At 62.2% G+C, this 18,015-nt stretch carries 17 protein-coding genes; 7 read left to right on the top strand and 10 right to left on the bottom strand.

The window, feature by feature from the left end; genetic code table 11:
- Window positions 1-75: 75 nt before the first annotated feature.
- From cobF to AOT96_RS02500, 4 genes are all read left to right on the top strand, one after another.
- A complete protein-coding gene (cobF, locus tag AOT96_RS02515; protein WP_003946376.1) occupies window positions 76-816 on the top strand; it encodes a precorrin-6A synthase (deacetylating) in 741 nt (246 codons plus the stop codon).
- Between the two features lie 76 nt (window positions 817-892).
- A complete protein-coding gene (locus AOT96_RS02510; protein WP_223304416.1) occupies window positions 893-2,059 on the top strand; it encodes a GGDEF domain-containing protein in 1,167 nt (388 codons plus the stop codon).
- Window positions 2,060-2,102: 43 nt separating this feature from the next.
- Window positions 2,103-3,278 (top strand): GGDEF domain-containing protein, encoded by a 1,176-nt coding sequence (locus tag AOT96_RS02505; RefSeq protein ID WP_054827286.1) that lies wholly within the window; start codon window positions 2,103-2,105, stop codon window positions 3,276-3,278.
- Window positions 3,279-3,318: 40 nt separating this feature from the next.
- Window positions 3,319-4,185, top strand: a complete 867-nt coding sequence (locus tag AOT96_RS02500) for an Fpg/Nei family DNA glycosylase (protein ID WP_007727653.1) — start codon at window positions 3,319-3,321, stop codon at window positions 4,183-4,185.
- On the opposite strand, the gene AOT96_RS02495 is transcribed toward AOT96_RS02500, so the two are convergent.
- Window positions 4,178-5,053, bottom strand: coding sequence for a LysR family transcriptional regulator (locus AOT96_RS02495; protein ID WP_007727651.1), 876 nt, complete (start codon window positions 5,051-5,053; stop codon window positions 4,178-4,180). The two genes, AOT96_RS02500 and AOT96_RS02495, sit on opposite strands and share 8 nt — an antisense overlap.
- A 72-nt stretch (window positions 5,054-5,125) precedes the next feature.
- Between AOT96_RS02495 and AOT96_RS02490 the strand changes: the two genes are divergently transcribed.
- On the top strand, window positions 5,126-6,358 hold the full coding sequence (locus tag AOT96_RS02490; protein WP_042921334.1) for an MFS transporter: 1,233 nt from the start codon (window positions 5,126-5,128) through the stop codon (window positions 6,356-6,358).
- Window positions 6,359-6,388: 30 nt separating this feature from the next.
- Here AOT96_RS02490 and AOT96_RS02485 read toward each other — a convergent pair whose 3' ends face one another.
- The 6 genes from AOT96_RS02485 to AOT96_RS02460 all read right to left on the bottom strand — a co-directional run bounded on the left by AOT96_RS02485 (window position 6,389) and on the right by AOT96_RS02460 (window position 12,336).
- Window positions 6,389-7,168, bottom strand: coding sequence for a DUF427 domain-containing protein (locus tag AOT96_RS02485; RefSeq protein WP_042449057.1), 780 nt, complete (start codon window positions 7,166-7,168; stop codon window positions 6,389-6,391).
- 57 nt (window positions 7,169-7,225) lie between these two features.
- A complete protein-coding gene (locus tag AOT96_RS02480) occupies window positions 7,226-7,702 on the bottom strand; it encodes a nitroreductase/quinone reductase family protein (RefSeq protein WP_003946395.1) in 477 nt (158 codons plus the stop codon).
- Window positions 7,703-7,901: 199 nt separating this feature from the next.
- Complete coding sequence (locus AOT96_RS02475) at window positions 7,902-9,695, bottom strand: DEAD/DEAH box helicase family protein (RefSeq protein ID WP_065351254.1); 1,794 nt, start codon at window positions 9,693-9,695, stop codon at window positions 7,902-7,904.
- A complete protein-coding gene (locus AOT96_RS02470) occupies window positions 9,695-10,555 on the bottom strand; it encodes an SDR family oxidoreductase (protein ID WP_003946390.1) in 861 nt (286 codons plus the stop codon). The genes AOT96_RS02475 and AOT96_RS02470 overlap by 1 nt, the downstream gene beginning before the upstream one ends.
- A 59-nt stretch (window positions 10,556-10,614) precedes the next feature.
- Entirely contained in the window at window positions 10,615-11,517 is a 903-nt protein-coding gene (locus AOT96_RS02465) for a dihydrodipicolinate synthase family protein (protein ID WP_007727643.1), read from the bottom strand.
- Between the two features lie 33 nt (window positions 11,518-11,550).
- Window positions 11,551-12,336: an aldolase gene (locus AOT96_RS02460; RefSeq protein WP_030534888.1), complete on the bottom strand. Its 786-nt coding sequence runs from the start codon at window positions 12,334-12,336 to the stop codon at window positions 11,551-11,553.
- 166 nt (window positions 12,337-12,502) lie between these two features.
- Here AOT96_RS02460 and AOT96_RS02455 point away from each other — a divergent pair, with 166 nt between their 5' ends.
- On the top strand, window positions 12,503-13,093 hold the full coding sequence (locus AOT96_RS02455) for a helix-turn-helix domain-containing protein (protein ID WP_003946400.1): 591 nt from the start codon (window positions 12,503-12,505) through the stop codon (window positions 13,091-13,093).
- A complete protein-coding gene (locus tag AOT96_RS02450) occupies window positions 13,090-13,515 on the top strand; it encodes a hypothetical protein (RefSeq protein WP_003946354.1) in 426 nt (141 codons plus the stop codon). Before AOT96_RS02455 ends, AOT96_RS02450 begins: the two co-directional genes overlap by 4 nt.
- Before the next feature lie 7 nt (window positions 13,516-13,522).
- On the opposite strand, the gene AOT96_RS02445 is transcribed toward AOT96_RS02450, so the two are convergent.
- Genes AOT96_RS02445 through AOT96_RS02435 form a run of 3 tightly spaced genes read right to left on the bottom strand, consistent with a single transcriptional unit; the run spans window position 13,523 to window position 17,960 of the window.
- Window positions 13,523-14,995 carry a carboxylesterase/lipase family protein gene (locus AOT96_RS02445; RefSeq protein ID WP_065351253.1) on the bottom strand — a complete coding sequence of 491 codons (1,473 nt, stop codon included), beginning with the start codon at window positions 14,993-14,995 and terminating at the stop codon, window positions 13,523-13,525.
- Window positions 14,992-16,521: a carboxylesterase/lipase family protein gene (locus AOT96_RS02440; protein ID WP_050655575.1), complete on the bottom strand. Its 1,530-nt coding sequence runs from the start codon at window positions 16,519-16,521 to the stop codon at window positions 14,992-14,994. Before AOT96_RS02440 ends, AOT96_RS02445 begins: the two co-directional genes overlap by 4 nt.
- A gap of 29 nt (window positions 16,522-16,550) precedes the next feature.
- Window positions 16,551-17,960, bottom strand: coding sequence for a dihydrolipoyl dehydrogenase family protein (locus AOT96_RS02435; protein WP_030534884.1), 1,410 nt, complete (start codon window positions 17,958-17,960; stop codon window positions 16,551-16,553).
- Between the last annotated feature and the right edge of the window lie 55 nt (window positions 17,961-18,015).

The following is an 18,015-nucleotide window of genomic DNA, read 5'->3' as shown; positions in this document are numbered from 1 at the left end:
TAGGGCCTGCCCTGCTGTGCGCCTTTATTAACCTCCGGCGGTTAATAAAGGCGCACGGCAATATAGCCTCGGCACATGCGCGAACTCTTGGTGATCGGTATCGGTGCTGGTGATCCCGACCAGGTGACGGTTCAGGCGATCAAGGCCATGAACAGGGCCGATACCTTCTTCATCATCGGAAAGGGTGACGAGAAGCAGGCCCTGGTCGACTTGCGCACCGGCATTCTCGACGAGCACGTTCACCTCGACTACAAGGTGGTCGAGATCACGGACCCGCCGCGGGACCGAACCCCCACCGATTACGAGGGAGTCGTCGAGGACTGGCACGAGCGTCGGGCCGCGAAATTCGAAGCGGAATTCGCGGCCGAACCTGGCGTCGGCGCGATTCTCGTCTGGGGTGACCCTTCCCTCTACGACAGCACTCTGCGGATCGTCGAGCGCGTGCTCGCTCGCGGGAGAGTTTCGTTCGACTACTCCGTCATCCCGGGAATCACCAGCGTGCAGTCGCTGGCTGCACAACACCGAATCGTCCTCAACCGAATCGGCGAACCCATCCACATCACGACCGGCCGCAAACTGGCCGAGGGATTGCCCGACGGCGTGGACAATGCCGTCGTGATGCTCGACGCGCATTGCACCTTCACTCAGGTAAGCGAAAACGACGCCGAGATCTGGTGGGGCGCGTACCTCGGGACCCCGGACGAGGAGTTGATTTCCGGCAAACTGCGTGACGTCGAAGATCGGATCGTCGCTCGCCGGGCGGAGTTGCGTGAGAAGCACGGTTGGATCATGGATACGTACCTCGTTCGGCGCTGACAACCGACCCTGAATTTGCCGCCTCGATCCTGCACTCTTGATCCCGAGCGACGGTCTGCGCACCTATGATCTGCGCATGACATCGTTCGGGCAGGACCGACTGCAGTCGATTCTGCCCGCGCCGCGTGGCCGTGAAAAATCAGCTGTGAAGTCGGCTTTCGACCTTCTGGTTCAGTGGTATCGGCGTCCTGATCAATTCGACAGTTTCAATCGATACCTCGCCACGAAGGGCCTGGAGCTAGCTGTCCGATTGCTGGTCATCGGCTCGCTGACGACGGTCATCATTGCGATGACTCTGCTGCGCTTCAGCGACGCGGGCGTGCACAACCACGTCACCAGCGTCGTCAACGCCGTTATCATCGCCGTCACGATTGCGGTGATCGTGCTCTTCTGCCTTCTGCCCGAAATCACGCGTCGGTGGTCGTACTTCTTTGTCGCCTACTGCGAGGTCGGCGTATTCGTCGGTGTGTTCTTGAACAACGACCCTTTCATCGGGTTGATCCAGTGTGTGCTCTTCGTACTGATCGGTGGTTACATCGCGTACTTTCACAACGCGAGACTCCAGGCGGTTCACATCGCGCTGTCCATCGTGGTTCTGGCAGTGGTCGGCCGAAAGGTTGCGGTCTACGCGGATCCTGCGTTGGCCACCGCACTGTGTCTGATCATCGCCACCGGGATCGTGGTCATCCCGTTCGCCTGCCAGTTCGTCCTCTCACTTCTCGGCTCCGACGCGGACAGTTCGGATGTGGATCCGTTGACAGGGCTTCTGAATCGGCGCGGGCTGCAGCGAGCTGTTGTCGAAATGGGGGCGACGGGGCATGCGTCGAGCAAGTCGTCGTATGTCGTCGCGATTGTCGATGTCGATTCGTTCAAGAGCGTCAACGACTCACAGGGGCACGAAGAAGGCGATCTCGTACTTCGCCAGATTGCTGATCGACTGCGGTGGTGCGGCGGCGAGAAGGCGCTCTTCGCCAGATTCGGTGGGGACGAGTTCGTGTTGGTAGACACGATAGACGTCGGCGCAGCGCCTGCGTTCGAAGACAATCTGCGAAGGCACTTGCGAATCGACGATCGTGATCCGGTAGTGACCACCAGCGTCGGAGTCGCGATCACCTCTGCCGAATGGTCGTCGATTATTTCCGACGAGGAGTTGACGGAACTGTTTCGAGTAGCCGATGCCTCGATGTACCGCGCGAAGGCCGCCGGCGGCGATCAGGTTGTGATGTGGGACGGCAAACAGTGAAAATTGTCTGATTGCGGGGAGTTGACTGGATTACCCTGACCCTATGGAATCTGCCGAGAGTGTTGAGCGTTCGGACGCCGTGGCGTCTCGACGACCGCTCTCGGGTCCCGCGTTCCGGCTGATCTCTTCTCAACTTGTCGATTGGTATCGGCGTCCGGACCAATTCGACACCTTCAATCGCTATCTCGCGGACAAAGGGTTGACCGTCGCCTCGCGGTTTCTCGTCGTCTGCTCGTTGGTACTGGTCACCGTGATCATGTTCCTCACTCGCTTCAGTCCACAGGGACCGACCACTGCGCACGCGCGCTCCGCGAACGCAGTCATCATGGTCATAACCGTGATGATGGCCGTCGCCCTCTCGACGAGGCGAAATCTCTCCCGTTCCTGGTCTTACGCCTTTGTGCTCTACTCGGAAGTGGGAATAGCGGCCGCAATGCTGCTGTACTCCAATCCACTTGCAGCACTGGCACACGCCGTGATGTTCTCGGTGATCGGCGGATACATCGCGTTCTTCCACAATGCTCGAATACAGAGCCTTCACATGTTGTGGGTATTCGTCGTGGTCATCGGCATCGTGACACGTACGGCCGTGGTCGAAAACGATGTGGATGTTCCGGTTCTGGTCGCGTTGGTAGTACTGGTCGGCGCGGCAATCTACGTGATTCCCTTTGCCTGTCAGTTCATTTTCTCCATCCTCGGCACCGACGCGTTGAACTCGCAATTGGACCCACTGACGGGACTGCTCAACAGGAGGGGACTGGCCGACGAAGTACGACTGTTGCTGGAGCGGTCGTACACGCACTCGGCGCTCTTGGTAGTCGCCGCCGTCGACATCAATCGATTCAAGGCCATCAACGACGAGTACGGACATACCGTCGGTGACGCCGTGATCGAAAAAGTCGGATCGAGACTGGTCGAATGCGCCGGCCCGGCGGCCTTGATCGCACGGATAGGCGGCGACGAGTTCGTCATCGTCGATTCGGTCGATCAACGCTCGTTCCATCGACTCGAACATGAGCTACTCCGTTCGACGATCACCTCGCCCGATCATCCCGAGGTGGCGATGAGCGTCGGAATCGCGAAGATCGCAGGGCCTTTCGAATCAGCGGATGATGCGCTGGTCACCTACCCGACTCTGCTGCGGCGAGCGGATCGGGCGATGTACTCCGCGAAGGCACGCGGTGGGCATTCGGTGGTGCTGCAGACGGAAACGGACTGAGCGCGCTGTGAGTGTCCGTGGTCGGCGTTAGTCTGTTGCCATGCCTGAACTACCCGAGGTGGAAGCGCTGGCAGGGTTCCTTCGTCAGCACGCGGTCGGCGCAGTGGTGGGACGCGTCGACATCGCTGCATTGAGTGTGCTCAAGACCTTCGATCCGCCGATCACCGCTCTGCAGGGGCGTGACGTCACGGGCGCCGCCCGCTTCGGGAAGCATCTGGCTCTGGATTGCGACGGGTTGTGGTTGGTCACGCATCTCTCCCGTGCCGGCTGGATGCGCTGGCTGGACAATCCATCGGCGACGCCGCCGAAGCCGGGGAAGGGGCCGTTGGCGCTGCGCGTTCATTTCTTCACACCCGAAGGGTTGACGCCGGCATTCGATCTCACCGAAGCCGGCACCAAGAAACGCCTCGCCGTCTGGGTCGTGAACGATCCGCAGGAGGTTCCGGGCATCGCCCGGTTGGGGCCGGACGCGATGGCCGTGACCGAAGCCGAGTTCGCACAGATTCTGGGCGGAACGTCGGCGCGGATCAAGAACTCGATAGTCGAGCAGTCGTTGATCGCCGGTATCGGGAACGCCTACTCGGACGAGATCCTCCACACCGCGAAACTCTCGCCTTTCGCGACCTCGTCGCGGCTGACGCCGGATCAGATTTCGACGTTGTATGCCGTGATGCGATCTACGCTGGCCGACGCGATCGAGCGTTCGGAAGGTCAGGACGCGGCCCGGCTCAAAGGTGAGAAACGCTCGGGGATGCGAGTGCATGCTCGTACCGGACTTCCGTGCCCGGTGTGCGGTGACGTCGTACGCGAAGTGTCGTTCGCGGAGCGCTCTTTTCAATACTGCGCGACGTGCCAGACCGGCGGTAAACCGTTGGCGGACAGGCGAATGTCGAAACTGCTCAAGTAGCGAACTGCGCTGCGAGTAGTTCGACGAACTCGCGGGCGAGCGCCGACGAATGGGTGGGTTCGGTGATTGCGTGGACGATCCGATGCGGCGCATCGGTGATCGGAATACAGACCAATTCGGGGTGCAGGGCGCTCATGGACTGGGGGAGCAAACCTACGCCCAGGCCGTTGGCGGTCAGTGAACAGATCAGGTCTACCGAGTTGGCTTCAAGTGTTTTTCCCCGAGGGACCTGTGATTCGGCGAAGGCTTGGTCGGTTTGGACACGGGCCTCGCTGCCGGAGGCGAAGTCCACGAGAGTGTGATCGCGTAGGTCTTCGAGCCTGATCGACGAAGCCTGGGCGAAGGGATGGTCAGGAGCAACGAACGCTGCGGTGGGTTCACTCCACAGCGGTGCGGCGGCAAAGCTCTTGGGTAGGCGACCTGCGGCCAATCCGACAATGCCGACGTCGATTGCACCGGACCGGACTCCCTCGATAACTACTTCACTGCCGTACGGTCGCGCGGTGATGTTGATTGCAGGGTGGCGCCGTGTCAGATCTGCCAGGGCGCGTCCGACGTCGACGCGCCCCGCCGAGGTGATGGTGCCGACCGTCAACCGCACTTGCTCGTTGCTCCGTGCCGAGACATCACTGACGAGTCTCGACACGGCGCCGAGTACCTCGCGGGAGCGGGCGACAAAAACCTCGCCTGCAGCAGTCAGGCCGACGTTTCGGCTGTTCCGGTTGAACAATTCGACTCCCAGTTCCTTTTCGAGGTCTCTGATCTGGGCACTCAAGGCGGACTGGGAAACGTGCAACCGCGACGCTGCTCGGCTGAAGTGTCTGTCTTCCGCGACTGCCAGGGCGTAGCGGATGTGACGTAGTTCCATTGCACCAATCTATCGTTTCTGGAGATAGATCATGCATATCTATCTATTGGACGCGCGTCGGTGTAGGCGGTCATGCTTGACGACATGATTTCAAGCGACGCGCGTCCGAGGCTCGGACTACCGATAGTGCTGCTGATGGCTGCGGCGACGGGCCTGTGCGCGGGCGGTAACTATTTCAACCAGCCACTCCTCGATTCCATCGCAGATCACCTGAATGTGTCGGCCTCCGCAGCGGCCGCGACGGTGACCATCGCGCAGGTCGCGTATGCACTCGGATTGATACTTCTGGTTCCGGTGGGCGACATGGTGGACCGACGCAAGCTGACGGTAGGGCTCATGCTGCTGGCGGCGACCGGTCAAGCGGTCAGCGGATTTGCGCCCAACTTTGCCACGCTGGCAGTGGGAATCGCTGTCGCTGGAGTCTTTTCGGTCGCCGCCCAGGTGCTCATTCCGTTTGCCGCCTCACTGGCCGAACCTGAGAGGTCCGGTCAGGTGGTCGGCACGATCATGAGCGGACTGCTGATCGGAATCCTGCTGGCGCGCAGCGTTGCCGGCGTCCTCTCCGGACTGGGAGGTTGGTCGACGGTATACAAGGTTGCGGCGGTGCTGATGGTGGTGATGGCCGTGGCATTGTGGCGATCTCTGCCTTCCGATTCCGCAGATCGCCCGAAGGCAAGCTACCGCGCAACGCTCGCTTCGGTAGGGAAGTTGGCTGCGACCTTGCCGCGCCTGAGAACCCGATCGGCCATGGGCGGACTGGCTTTTGCTGCTGTCAGCACCGTCTTCACGACGATGGCCTTTCTTCTGTCCGGCGAATTCGGCTACAGCGACACTCAAATCGGCTTGGTCGGACTACTCGGTGTGGCGGGAGCTTTGATGGCGACGGTGGCGGGCAGACTGGCCGATCGGGGATTGGGTCAGCTGGCGACCGGCGGCGCCATCGCGATTCTCTTGGTGTCGTGGCTTCCCTTTGTCGCCGGTGCCACCCACGTGGTGTGGTTTCTCGTTGCCATCGTCCTTGCCGACCTCGCGCTGCAGGGAGTGCACGTCAGCAACCAGAACGTGATCTACGCCCTTGTCCCCGAAGCACGTTCGCGTGTGAATTCCGTGTACATGACCACCTACTTCGTCGGTGCTGCCGTGGGCTCGGCGGTGGGGTCAGTGGTGTGGAAGTCGTACGGCTGGAACGGAGTATGCATCGCCGGGTTGGTCTTCTCCGTTGCAACGGCGATGGTGTGGGTGCATGATCGCCGACTGGAGACGGCTGAACTGCGAATCCCGGAATCCCCTGTTGCAGTGGGGTAAGCACCCACACCTTCTCGGCTCCAGCACCTTTCAGATTTCGGCACCGTCCACCAGGATCTTGCCGACGCGTTCGGGATAGAACGACACGTGGTCGTCGATCCCGGACGCTTCGGCGGTAGTGAACGGATAGAACCACGCCAGATCCTCGATCGGAGCGAGTTCGGTTGTGCCGGTGAACGACAGATACGACGCAGTGCCCTTGTAGGGGCAGGCCGTGGTGGTCGGGGACGGCGCAAAGTACTCGCTGTGAACGTCGATTCTCGGAATGTAGTACCGCGTGGGCAGTCCGGTTTCGAAGAGCAGTCTGGGTCGTCTCGTCTCGGCGACCAGTACGTCGCCGACAAAAACCTGGACGTGGCGGGACGAGGGGAGTGCGTCGATACGTACGTATGGATCGCGGGCGTGGACAAAGACCTGTTGATCCTCCTCGTACCAGGCGTCCATGCGATCCCAATAGAATGCGACGTACTCACTCAGATCCAGGGAACCGTCGAACTGTTCAGGGTAGGTCCAGACGGCGTCCTCGGCCCGGCGATCCCCGATCTCGATCGTCCAGTAGGTGGCGTCACCTTTCCATGGGCAATGGGTGGTCGTCGACGTCGGGACGAGGAATTCGGTACGAACGTCCGCGAGGGGGATGTAGTACATCGGCAGGCGGCCGCGTTCGAAAAGGTATACCGAACGAGTGGTGTCTGCGACGGCGTGACCAGCGAAGAAGGCTCGAATTCGGCGGGGGTTCGGCTCCAGTGCGATCCGCCCGTTGGAAGCTGTGATCTGTGTGTCTTCTGCGTGAGTCAGTGCTGTGGACATTCGCGAATGCTCCTGAGATCGGCAGGGTGGTCCTTCCCATCCTGCGCCCGGCAGCAGTTATTTGACAGGTTGGAGTCGAAATACGCGGATCTGGCGCCCGAATGCTCGATCGGCGTAGGTTTCGTACGGCGGCCACGTGGTGGTCGCGAGCTCCCACAGCTTCTTACGCGTGGCGCCCTCCGCCAGACTCGCACCGACCGGTATTTCGACGCCCTTCACTGTCACGATTGCGGTGGGGTTTGCCATCAAATTGAGTGTCCATGCTGGATGCGTATCCTGCCCCCAGTTCGAACCGACGACGACAAACGCATCGCCGTCGGGTGCGTACAGGAGTGGCGTGGTTCGAGAACGGCCGGTCTTACGGCCCGTCGTGGTGAGCAGTAGCTGAGTCACGGTGTTCTCTCCGACCAGCGAGAGCTTGCCTCCCGACACTCTCTGCACTGCTCGATCGAGCGGAACCAGATCCTTGCCGAGATCCGAGAACCATTGTGTATGGCCGACATTGCGCATCAATGACCGGTAGATATTGCGCATCGGACCCCTCGCATTCTCGGCACTGTTTCGAGGCTGGTGCACCTCGACTCGAAAGAGTCTGCCACGTCTGGTCACAGATACCTGAGTCCCAAGGTCCCGAAAGGAATGAAGCGGTCAGCCGAATTCGGTTTTCGTGGAGTAGAATTGGGGCATACCGCCGAAACCGTTCGTTTGTGCGCGTTGGACGGTCGTTGGAAGGTCAACCCTCCGAGGTCAAGACATCAGGCTCGAGCCACTCGACGCCGAGCAGTTCGGACAGCGACCGCAGACCGGATCGATCACCACCTTTCAGACCTGTGACCGAATTGAGATTGCGCAACATGACCGTGGCGACGTCCTCTTCCTTGGTGCCCACGCCGAAGGGTATGACCCACGGGCACGTCTGGTAGTCGCGATGCGACCGACCGAACGTCTGTTCTGCCGCGATCCCTGAGTATCGCGGTTGATGAAAGATTCCCGTCCGTGGCAACGGGGACGCGTGAGTGCCGTCCGGGAGTGCTTCGTTGGCATGGAGCGAGATCGAGGTCGTGACATTGAAGACGATGACCGGTGCGTCCCCGCGTTGAAACCGCAGACGTTGACCCTCCTTGTCCGGCACCGCACCGAACAGTTTTGCCACCGAGATCCCGGCGTCTTCGATCATCTCGACCAGTGGATCACCTGCCGTGGAGACGAATTCGACGGCCACCAACACCTGCTTGCCTGCCTTGACCTGCGCCTGCGCCCACTGGGCCGTCGACTCGGCGCGGATCATGCCCGCTTTCTGTCGGTAGCGCAGAACCAGCGCACGGCCGCGCGCGATGTTGCGACTCTTGCGGGCCAATCCCATTTCGTAGGCGTACTCGGCCCACTCCGTCTCGTACTCGGCGCGCTGGGCATGGGTGAGGTCGATCGGCATACCGTCGAGCGGAACGGGTCCCCACGGAGTCGGTCGATGAATCATCAAGGGCGGTTTGCTGTTCGACATCCACCCACGCACGGTCTCGAGCGCGCGAGATTGCAGCGCAGGTGATTCCTTCGCCTCTGCGCTCCACGTCCACTTCCCGTAGGACTTGTCCAGCGGAAGGCCGGACTCGACCAGCCTGGCGCCCAGGTCGGACCAGTACTCCGAAGGTTCTGAATGCAGCTGCGCGAAAAGCGGTGCCAGGTAACGCTGATCGGCCGGCGTGTGTCCCGGTGTTGCTGTCACGGACAGGACGAACGGCGCTTGCTCGTGAGCATTCGAAAAGCGCGCGACCTTCTCGAATGCGGCCGTGCGCTGTGTGTCGTTGCTGTACAGCTGGGCCTCGTCGGCAATCACCACACCGAACGTGTACTTGGGGCGGCCGTTTCGCGCGATCAGCTTCTTCAATTGGTCAGGCGACATGATCAACCAGCGGAATCCACCGTCGCCCACCGAGGCGATGGAATAGCGCCAATGCGGAATGGTGATCTGTGCGGGTCGATCGACGAGGACGAGGATGTTGGTTTCGCCGCGCTCCTCGGCAATCGTCTTGGCAGACATCACTGCGATCAGCGTCTTACCCAGGCCTGCATTGTCTGCCAACAGAAATCCGCGTTTGCCGGCGCGAGCGGCATCGACGACGGCTGCAGCCCCCGAAACCTGCTCGGGCCGAGGAATTTTGGGTGCAGCAACGGGACGTTCACCGGTGCTGTCATTGATGTCGTCCTCTACCCACTGCTGATAAGAGAAGGGGAGTGCCTTGAATGGAGCGAGTTCTACGGGCAACTCCGTACCGACCCACGCGTAGCTCTTCCATTTCTTGACGAATTGCGCACCAGGCGCCGGCGTCCGAAAGGGAACGTCGAGGAGCCAGACTCTCTCACCAGGGCCGGCAGTCGGCACATCCGGGATCGTCGCGCGTGAGCTCTTCTTTGCGACAGTCTTCTTCGGGGCGGTCTTTCTGGTCGTGTTCCTCTTGGGTGCAGCCTTCTTCGGTGCAGCCTTCTTTGCGGCAGCCTTGCGTGCCGTGGTTGCTTTGCGTGGTGGCATCAGGCGGTTTCTGCTGTGAGGAATTCACGCAGCGTGAGCGCAGGCCGGCCGACAAGGTCCTCCACGGTGCCCGTGATCAGCGCCAATTCACCCTGCGCGATTGCGGTGTACGTCGACACCCATGCGTCGAGTTCCCAAGCGGGTGCGTTGTACGACGCCCGCGATTCGTAAGCTTCCTCGAGCGTTTCCTCGACGTACGTGGTTCGCTTGCCGGTGACTTCGGTGATGATGCTCGCGGCCTCGGAGAGCGTCAGTGCCTCCCGTCCGGTCAGGTTGTACGTCTGTCCGACATGAGAATCCAGATCCTGCAGAACCGACACAGCGACGGCAGCAATGTCGGAGCGCGCTACCGCGCCGACGAGACCGTCCCCTGCGGGTCCGCGGATCACACCGTCTTCACCGGCGAGAGCGGGTAGGAAATCGAGGTAGAAGCTGTCGCGCAAGAAGGTGAATGCGAGCCCGGAAGCGCGGATATGTTCTTCGGTGACCCAGTGATCGCGAGCGAGCGTGAACGTCGCGTCCGGAGCAGCGCCGAGGAAAGACGTGTACACGATGTGCCTGACCCCGGCCTCCGCTGCGGCGTCGATGAAGGTGCGGTGCTGATCCAGGCGATCTGCGCTTTCGGCCGCCGAGACCATGAAGAGGGTGTCGATTCCGGCCAGAGCCGCGAGAGCGCGCTCCTGATCCCCGTACGTGGTCTCGGCCGAATCGGCACCGGGGAGCTGCGGTAATCGGTTGACCGACCGTGCGATCAGCCGCTGTGGGACACCGGCGTCGGCCAACGACCGGGCCACCAGTCCGCCGATATGACCGGTCGCGCCGGTGACGGCGATCCTCGCAGACCGTGAATCTACGGACATGGTGCCCCTCCTTCGGTCGGTGTGCATCCCATCTTGCCGGAACCCACTCCCACGTCAGGTCACGACGCGACGATTACACCGCGAGCCACCGACAGAGCGTCGGACAAAGCTGTCCTGGTGTTGTCGTCGAGGGACAGCAGGGGCCGGCGGGGAAGGCCGGCGTCGATGCCGAGAGATTCCAACCCGGCTTTGACCGTCGACGGCAGTCCGCGACTGACGAGGACCTTCAGTAGCGGCTCGATCTGTTCGAACACAGCGGCGGCACCCGACCGATCACCGGATTCGAGTAGACGCCAGAAGTGCACCACCTGTTCGGGGGCCAGACACGGGGCTGCCGTGCACCATCCGCTTGCACCGGCAGAGAAAGATTGCAGTGCAAGAGGATTGCTGCCGTTGAAGAAGGGGATCGTGCCACCGCTCAGTTCGTTGATGCGGTTCATCCGGGTGATGTCGCCGGTGGATTCCTTGATCATCGTGACGCCGTCGACGGTGGAGACGAGATCGACGAGAAATTCCGGCGACATGTCGATCCCGGTGGTGGCCGGATTGTTGTAGATCATCGTGGGAATGTCGACGGAATCGGCCACCGCGGTGACGTGTTCACGAATCTCCTGCTCACCCAGATGCCAGTACGACGTGGGGAGGATCATCATTGCGTCGGCTCCGGCGTCTGCCGCGATCGATGCTCGGCGGAGTGCTCCCGCCGTCGTCAGATCCGACACTCCGACGACGGTGGGGACTCGGCGGTCGACGTAGTCGACAGTCTCCCGAGCGACCGTCTCCCACTCTGCATCGTCGAGATAGGCGCTCTCGCCGGTACTGCCGAGTGGGGCTATCGCGTCGACACCACTGCTGATCATGCTGTCGAGGAGCGTGTGTAGCGGCTTGGGGTCGAATGCTCCGGTGTCCCGGTCGAACGGGGTGATGGGATAGGCGACGATTCCCTTGATGGTGCTGCTCATGAGGCTCTCAGTTCTGTTGGTGGGAAACAAAAGTCAGTTGGTCAGTGTGTCGGGATGATTGCGGAGAGCGCGACGGGCGTAGTAAGCGAAGTTCGCCTCGCTGCGCCGAGGAGTCAGTGTCCAATCGTGTGCCTCCTTCGCCAGGCGAGGCGGTAGCGGCTTGATGTCTCCGGCAGCCATCGCCAGCAACTGCAGTCTGGCCGCTCGCTCGATCAGATGCCCGAGAGAGCATGCCTCTTCGACCGTGTTGCCGACGACGAGTTGGCCGTGGTGGGCGAGCAGAATTGCCCGCTTGTCGCCGAGTGCAGCCGAAATGATCTCGCCCTCCTCGTTTCCCACGGGAACCCCGGGCCAGTCGGCGAGAAATGCGCAGTCGTCGTAGAGCGGCGCGATGTCCATTTGGGAGACGACGAGGGGAATCTCGAGCATCGACAGCGCCGTCGCATGTAGTGGGTGTGTGTGGACGATGCAGTTGACGTCGGGTCGTGCGCGGTAGATCCAACTGTGGAACCTGTTGGCGGGGTTCGGCATGCCCTCCCCGTCGAGGACTTCGAGATCCTCGTTGACGAGCAGGAGGTTGTCCTCGGTGATCTCGTCGAACCCGAGGCCGAGTCGCTGTGTGACAAACGTTCCTGGCTGCCCACCGCGGGCGGAGATCTGTCCGGCAAGGCCGGAGTCGTGGCCGGCGTCCGACAGTGCCCGGCAGGTCAGTGCGATCTTCTGTCGAAGAGTCCAACTACCTGTCGTTACTTCGGTGAGCATCTTCGTCTCGGCGGTGGCCATGAGTTCCTGCTTGCTCGCATGCATCGTGTCGGTCATGGGGTGTGCCTTTCTCGGGACCCGGAATTCAATGACATTCAGTCACCTATAAGACACAAAGTGTCATATAGGACGGAAATGTGCAACCCTCGATTCCTGAATCGCTGATCGCCGCAGGTCAATGTATTGTTAGGGTGATGACACAAAGTCGCGTGAGGGGAACCGAATGGCAGCGTTTTTGCGAACACATCGGCGTCGCGCCGGTCTGACGCTCGAGGGCCTGGCCGAGCAGACCGGTCTGACGAAGAGCTATCTCTCCAAGGTCGAGCGGGGTATCAGTACCCCGTCGATCGCGGTGGCACTCAAGATTGCGCGTGTGCTCGATGCCGATGTGGGGCAACTGTTCTCGGACAGTATGGAGGGAAATGCCATGACGATCGTGCGCGCGAAGGACCGCGTGATCGACCCGGCCAACTCCGTGCAGTCTTCCGTCTACGATCCGATCGCGCCCTCACTGGTCGGAAAGGCCATGCAGCCGTTCGTGGTTCATCCGGCCTCGGTGATGGGTCCCAAGTTCATGGACCACACGGGAGAGGAGTTCGTGTTCGTGCATTCCGGATCCGTAGAATTCGAAATCCCCGGGCAGACGATGCACCTCGACGCCGGCGACAGCTTGTACTTCGACGCGAATACGCCGCACCGGATGCGGTCGGTGTCGGCGGATCGTGCGGTGGTGCTGGTTGTCGTCTACGACAAGCCTTCGGCTGGATCACCCAGCGGTGACTCGCTGGAAACGCACTGCGGGGTGGGCAGATGACGCTGGGGATCGACACGACACTGACGCTTCTCGCTGCCGGTCTGATCTTCCTTCTCTCCCTGTGCCTGGGAATCTGGAAATACCGACAGATGGCCACTTCGGACAATCACCTCGCCCATCCGTATGTCGACATCGCACACCGCGCTGCCCTGATGTACTCGTTTGCGACGCTGCTGATCGCGGTGTTCGTCGAACTCAGTGCGTGGCCGACGTGGATCAACCTGACCAGTGCCGCAGTGGTCGTGTTCTTCTTTCTCGCAGCGATATTCAGCTACATCGCTCACGGTGCGATGAAGGACACCGACAATCAGTTCGAGTCCGCCGGTCCGCCCCTGCACCTCGGGATGTTTCTGCTGATTCTCGGCGAGGTGGGCGGATTTGCCGTCCTACTCGCAGGTTTCGTGAAAGGCCAGTTCTTCTGATCGGGCTTCAGCGCCTGTGCTCGTAGCCGATCCAAGCCCGTCGACGCTCACCCATCGGGTCGTTCTCCACTCGGGACGTCTCGTCGAAGATCATTGTTTGCCGCTCCGGTACGGAGTAGGCGGGCCAATCCCGGTCCGGCACTCCGTGGCGGGCGAAATGGATCCAGTGGCGCTGCATGGTGGAGGTCACCGCAGTCAGTCCGCGGCGCCCACCGACCGCGGTCAAGGCCGCGGTGAGTGCATCCGAACGCCCGAAGACCGCAAGCAATTCGGTGGCGTGGGTAGCGCCCATGCCGACGAGTCTGAGCAGGCGAGGCGCAAAATCGTAGCGGTAACTGTAGGTAGGAGCTACCTGGCAATGACCCTGTGCGCAGAGTATCGCGGGCTCCCAGAACGTGATGTCGCCGCCGAGATCTGCGGCAGCAAACCGGTGCGGATACGTGGGATACGCCGCGAGCGCACGTGCTTTCACTTCAGGGGTGCTGTGGGAGAACATCTTCTCGATCCGAACCGGGTCGGTAGGCAAGATGTCGAGAACGCGCGGGAAGATTCTTCCCTCGTGGAGATTCGAACCGACGAGCAGCGGAACGGGGTGGGCGCGTCCGGCGGCGAACACGTCGAGCGGGTGTTCGGGAAGGACGTCGTCACCCACCACGGGGGCAAATGCCCGCGTTCCGGGTTCTTCGTCCGCGCCGCGGCGCGCAAGTTCTTCGCCGGCAGCGACCAGGTCCTTCACCGAAGCGGAGCGCAGCCACGATCCCGGATCGGTATCCGGAGCCTGTGCGATCTCGAGGAACTCGCGTGCCCAACGGTGCGCTCGCTCTTTTCCGTATGCCGAAGCAGCCGGCGGACTTTGAGCGATGGCCCGGGCGAACAGCCCTCGTGCCGCCGGCGTTGCCATCAGAGTGGTGACCGCGTTGGCGCCGGACGATTCACCGAAGACGGTGACGGCGTTCGGGTCGCCGCCGAAAGCGGCGATGTTGCGTTGGACCCACGTCATCGCGGCGATCTGATCGCGCAATCCGAGGTTCGTCTCGAATGATCTTTCCGCAGTGGAATATTCACTGAAATCGAGGTAGCCCAACGCGCCGAGGCGATATTGGATCGAGACGTAGACGATGTCGCCACGTTCGACCAGGCTCGTTCCGCGGTACATGGGCGTCGAGGGATTCCCGCCGTTGTACGCGCCGCCGTGAATGAAAACCATGACCGGTCGCAACGAATCCGACGGTACCTGCGGGGCCACGACATTGACGAAGAGTGAGTTCTCGTCGAAATTGCTCTTGCGCTGCGGAGACGGAGAGCCGAATGCTTCCGCCGGGCGGACACCATTCCAAGCCTCGACCGGCTGCGGTGCGCGAAATCTCCGAGGACCGGTCGGGGCCGCCGCGTAGGGGATTGCTCGCCAGGTGCGCAGTCCTCGATCGAGGCGCCCGCGTACGACCCCGGAATCGAGAGTGATCTCGAGGGGGCTCGTCACGGTAGGGAGATGTCGGTGCCGTGGCTACGGTAACCGCTGTATCCCGCCCAGGCCAAGCGTTGTTCACGTCTGGGATCGTTCTCGACGCGGACGATCTCGTCGAAGATCATGGTCCGACGCTCCTGCCCCTCGTAGCGCGGCCACGATCCGCGCGGCGAGCCGTGCTCGGCGAAGTGAAGCCAGTGTCCCTGAACAGATTCGGTGACTGCGCGCAGTCCGCGTCGACCGCCGGGAAGGGTGAGGCCGCGCCCGACAAGGGTGTCACCGATGCCGAAGACTGCAAACATCTCGAATCCGTGTGTGGCGTCGAGGCCGAGCCAGCGCATCATCGTCGGCGCGAAGTCGAATCGGTAGGCGTACGTCGGCGCCGATTGTGCGTGCGCTTGCATCAACTCCACGGACGGGTGCCAGAACGTGACGTCTCCGCCGACGTCGATCGCGGACTGCTCGTCCGGGTAGCCGGGATAGGTTGCGAGGATGCGCTTCCCGGCCTCGGGATCGGTGAGGGCAAACATGGTGTCGATGCGCGACGGGTTGGTCGGAAGTGCGTCGAGCACCTTCGGGAACAGCGTCCCCTCCCGTCTGTTGGTGCCGATGATCATCGGCACCTGGTGTGCCGATCCTTCTTTGAATGCGTCCAAGGGGGAGCGGGGGAGGAAGTCGCCGTCGACGACCGGTCCGAAGGGATGTAGTCCAGGTGTGTTCGCGAGTACCTCGGCGCCCAGTCTGCTTCCGGCTCTGCCCAATTCGACGGCTGTCGCCGAGGTCAGGGCCTTCGCGGGTGGTAGGCCGGAATTGAGGATCTCGACGAAACGCGCGCCCCAGGCATGCGATCGCTGCGTGCTCGAGACCAGATCCGGAGCCGAACTCTCGGCGATAGCGCCGGCGAAGAGTCCCTTGGCGGCCGGAGTCGCCATCAGGGTGGTGACGGCGGTGGCTCCGGCGGATTCACCGAAAATCGTGACTTTTTCAGGATCCCCACCGAAGGCGGCGATGTTGCGTTGCACCCACTGCAGGGCCGCGACCTGATCGCGCAGTCCGAGGTTGGAGTCGAATACGCGCTCGGATGTGGAGAACGGGGTGAAATCGAGGTAGCCCAGAGCGCCGAGCCGGTAGTTGATCGAGACGTAGACGACGTCGCCGCGTTCGACGAGGGACACGCCCGAGTACAAGCCGGTGGCCGAGGTCCCGATGGTGTTTGCCCCACCGTGGATGAAAACCATGACGGGACGCGGAGTATTGCCGGTGTTCGCGGGGGCGAGCACGTTGAGCGTCAGGCAGTCCTCGCTGCTCGGCTGGTACTTCCCGGGCGCGAGCAACAGCCCCTTCTTGTGTTGGACAGACGCGTCGCCGAACCTGATCGCGTCGCGTTCTCCGGTCCACGGCGTGACCGGCTGTGGTCGCGTCAGACGCAGTGTTCCGACCGGCGGCCGGGCGTAGGGAATTCCGCGCCAGGCACGAAGTTTTCCCACCCGGCGGCCGCGCAGGGTGCCGTCGGCCGTGGTCACAAGTATGTCGGACGCCATGTCGCGACTATACGTACTTCGGGAGCGCGTCAGCGGCGAGCCTCCAGCAATCGAAGCCAGACTTCACTGACCGTCGGATACGAGGGCACCGCATGCCAGAGAGTTTCCAGTGGTACGGCGCCGACGACCGCGATTGTCGCCGCATGCACCAGCTCGGATACTTCGGGCCCGGCGAAGGTAGCGCCGAGGATCACGTCGGTGGCCTTGTCGATCACCAACTTCGCGCGCCCCGAGTAGTCGTCGCGCAGCAGCGAAGATCCCGCGACTGCGAGTTCGATCTCCACGACTTCGACGTCGTAGCCGTCGTCGCGAGCTTTCTTCTCGGTGCGTCCCACCCAGGCGATTTCGGGTGAGGTGAACACCACCTGGGGGACCTGTCCATTGTCCGCCGACGCCGTGTACCGAGGTCCCCTGAGTCCGCGGCTCTCGGCCCGCGCGGCGATGACGTCTCCGCAGACTCTCGCCTGATACTTGCCCATGTGGGTGAGGGGAGAACGACCGTTGATGTCGCCGACGGCGTAGAGCCACTCACCTTGGGCACAGAGGTGATCGTCAGTGGTGACGTACTTGCCGTCCTCGAGGCCGATGACGGACAAGCCGAGATCGGCAGATGTCGGCCCGCGGCCCGCCGCGACGATGACCTCGTCGACTTCGATCACGCCGGACGATGTCTCGATGCTGACGGGTCCACCGTGGATGTGACCTTCGCCGGTGTCCTTGGCATCGGGGCGTGAGACCGAGTTGACGGCAGTGCTCAGTCGAACGTCCACACCGCGGGCACCGAGTGCTTCGGCCACCATCGTTCCGGCAAACGGTTCTGCTGATTTCAACAGAGCATCGCCCCTCACGAGCAACGTCACGTGAGCGCCGAACGACGACAACCACGTTGCGCACTCAGTTGCGACCACTCCGCCGCCGATGACCGCCACTCGCGACGGAACCTCGTGCAGGTTGGTGGCGTCGCGCGAGGTCCACGGGAGTGCCTCGCGCAATCCCGGTGTCTTCGGGACGGTGGCGGTCGTTCCCGTGGCGAGTACGACGGCACGGCGGGCACGGAGCTTACGGGTCCCGTCGACGGTCACTGCTCGCTCGCCGTCGATGACCCCGTGGCCTTTGATCACGGTGATGCCCGCGGAGGTTGCCCAGTCGACCTGGGACGAGTCGTCGTGGTTGTGGGTGAACGAGTCGCGCCGTTTCAGAACGGCATCGACGTCCAGCGGTCCGGCCGGGATCCCGGGCAAGGCGTCGGCCGCCTCGAGGACCTGCCCCGGGCGCAGTAGTGCCTTGCTGGGCATACAGGCCCAATACGAGCATTCACCGCCGACCAGTTCGTGTTCCACGATTGCGGCGGTGCGATTACTTCCGGCGATGGCGTATGCGGCGGCGTTCTCGCCGGCGGGTCCACCGCCGATCACGATGACATCGAATTCGTCGGTCATTGCTCCACGGTATGTCGGATCGGTCCGAGTTCGCTCGGTTACCGCCGGGTACGAG

Source organism: Rhodococcus sp. 008, from assembly GCF_001682295.1.
GTDB lineage: Bacteria > Actinomycetota > Actinomycetes > Mycobacteriales > Mycobacteriaceae > Rhodococcus_F > Rhodococcus_F qingshengii.
The sequence above is the reverse complement of the archived record's forward strand: the minus strand, read 5'-3'. Positions and strand labels throughout refer to the sequence as shown.

What these genes read in the sequence shown, in the direction of transcription:
- AOT96_RS02465 (WP_007727643.1), bottom strand. Translation starts at nt 11,517, where the DNA reads ATGAGCAGCACCATCAAGGGAATCGTCGCCTATCCCATCACCCCGTTC.
- AOT96_RS02475 (WP_065351254.1), bottom strand. Translation starts at nt 9,695, where the DNA reads ATGCCACCACGCAAAGCAACCACGGCACGCAAGGCTGCCGCAAAGAAG.
- AOT96_RS02500 (WP_007727653.1), top strand. Translation starts at nt 3,319, where the DNA reads ATGCCTGAACTACCCGAGGTGGAAGCGCTGGCAGGGTTCCTTCGTCAG.
- AOT96_RS02490 (WP_042921334.1), top strand. Translation starts at nt 5,126, where the DNA reads ATGCTTGACGACATGATTTCAAGCGACGCGCGTCCGAGGCTCGGACTA.
- AOT96_RS02495 (WP_007727651.1), bottom strand. Translation starts at nt 5,053, where the DNA reads ATGGAACTACGTCACATCCGCTACGCCCTGGCAGTCGCGGAAGACAGA.
- AOT96_RS02440 (WP_050655575.1), bottom strand. Translation starts at nt 16,521, where the DNA reads ATGGCGTCCGACATACTTGTGACCACGGCCGACGGCACCCTGCGCGGC.
- AOT96_RS02485 (WP_042449057.1), bottom strand. Translation starts at nt 7,168, where the DNA reads ATGTCCACAGCACTGACTCACGCAGAAGACACACAGATCACAGCTTCC.
- AOT96_RS02480 (WP_003946395.1), bottom strand. Translation starts at nt 7,702, where the DNA reads ATGCGCAATATCTACCGGTCATTGATGCGCAATGTCGGCCATACACAA.
- AOT96_RS02505 (WP_054827286.1), top strand. Translation starts at nt 2,103, where the DNA reads ATGGAATCTGCCGAGAGTGTTGAGCGTTCGGACGCCGTGGCGTCTCGA.
- AOT96_RS02510 (WP_223304416.1), top strand. Translation starts at nt 893, where the DNA reads ATGACATCGTTCGGGCAGGACCGACTGCAGTCGATTCTGCCCGCGCCG.
- AOT96_RS02435 (WP_030534884.1), bottom strand. Translation starts at nt 17,960, where the DNA reads ATGACCGACGAATTCGATGTCATCGTGATCGGCGGTGGACCCGCCGGC.
- AOT96_RS02470 (WP_003946390.1), bottom strand. Translation starts at nt 10,555, where the DNA reads ATGTCCGTAGATTCACGGTCTGCGAGGATCGCCGTCACCGGCGCGACC.
- AOT96_RS02450 (WP_003946354.1), top strand. Translation starts at nt 13,090, where the DNA reads ATGACGCTGGGGATCGACACGACACTGACGCTTCTCGCTGCCGGTCTG.
- cobF (WP_003946376.1), top strand. Translation starts at nt 76, where the DNA reads ATGCGCGAACTCTTGGTGATCGGTATCGGTGCTGGTGATCCCGACCAG.
- AOT96_RS02460 (WP_030534888.1), bottom strand. Translation starts at nt 12,336, where the DNA reads ATGACCGACACGATGCATGCGAGCAAGCAGGAACTCATGGCCACCGCC.
- AOT96_RS02455 (WP_003946400.1), top strand. Translation starts at nt 12,503, where the DNA reads ATGGCAGCGTTTTTGCGAACACATCGGCGTCGCGCCGGTCTGACGCTC.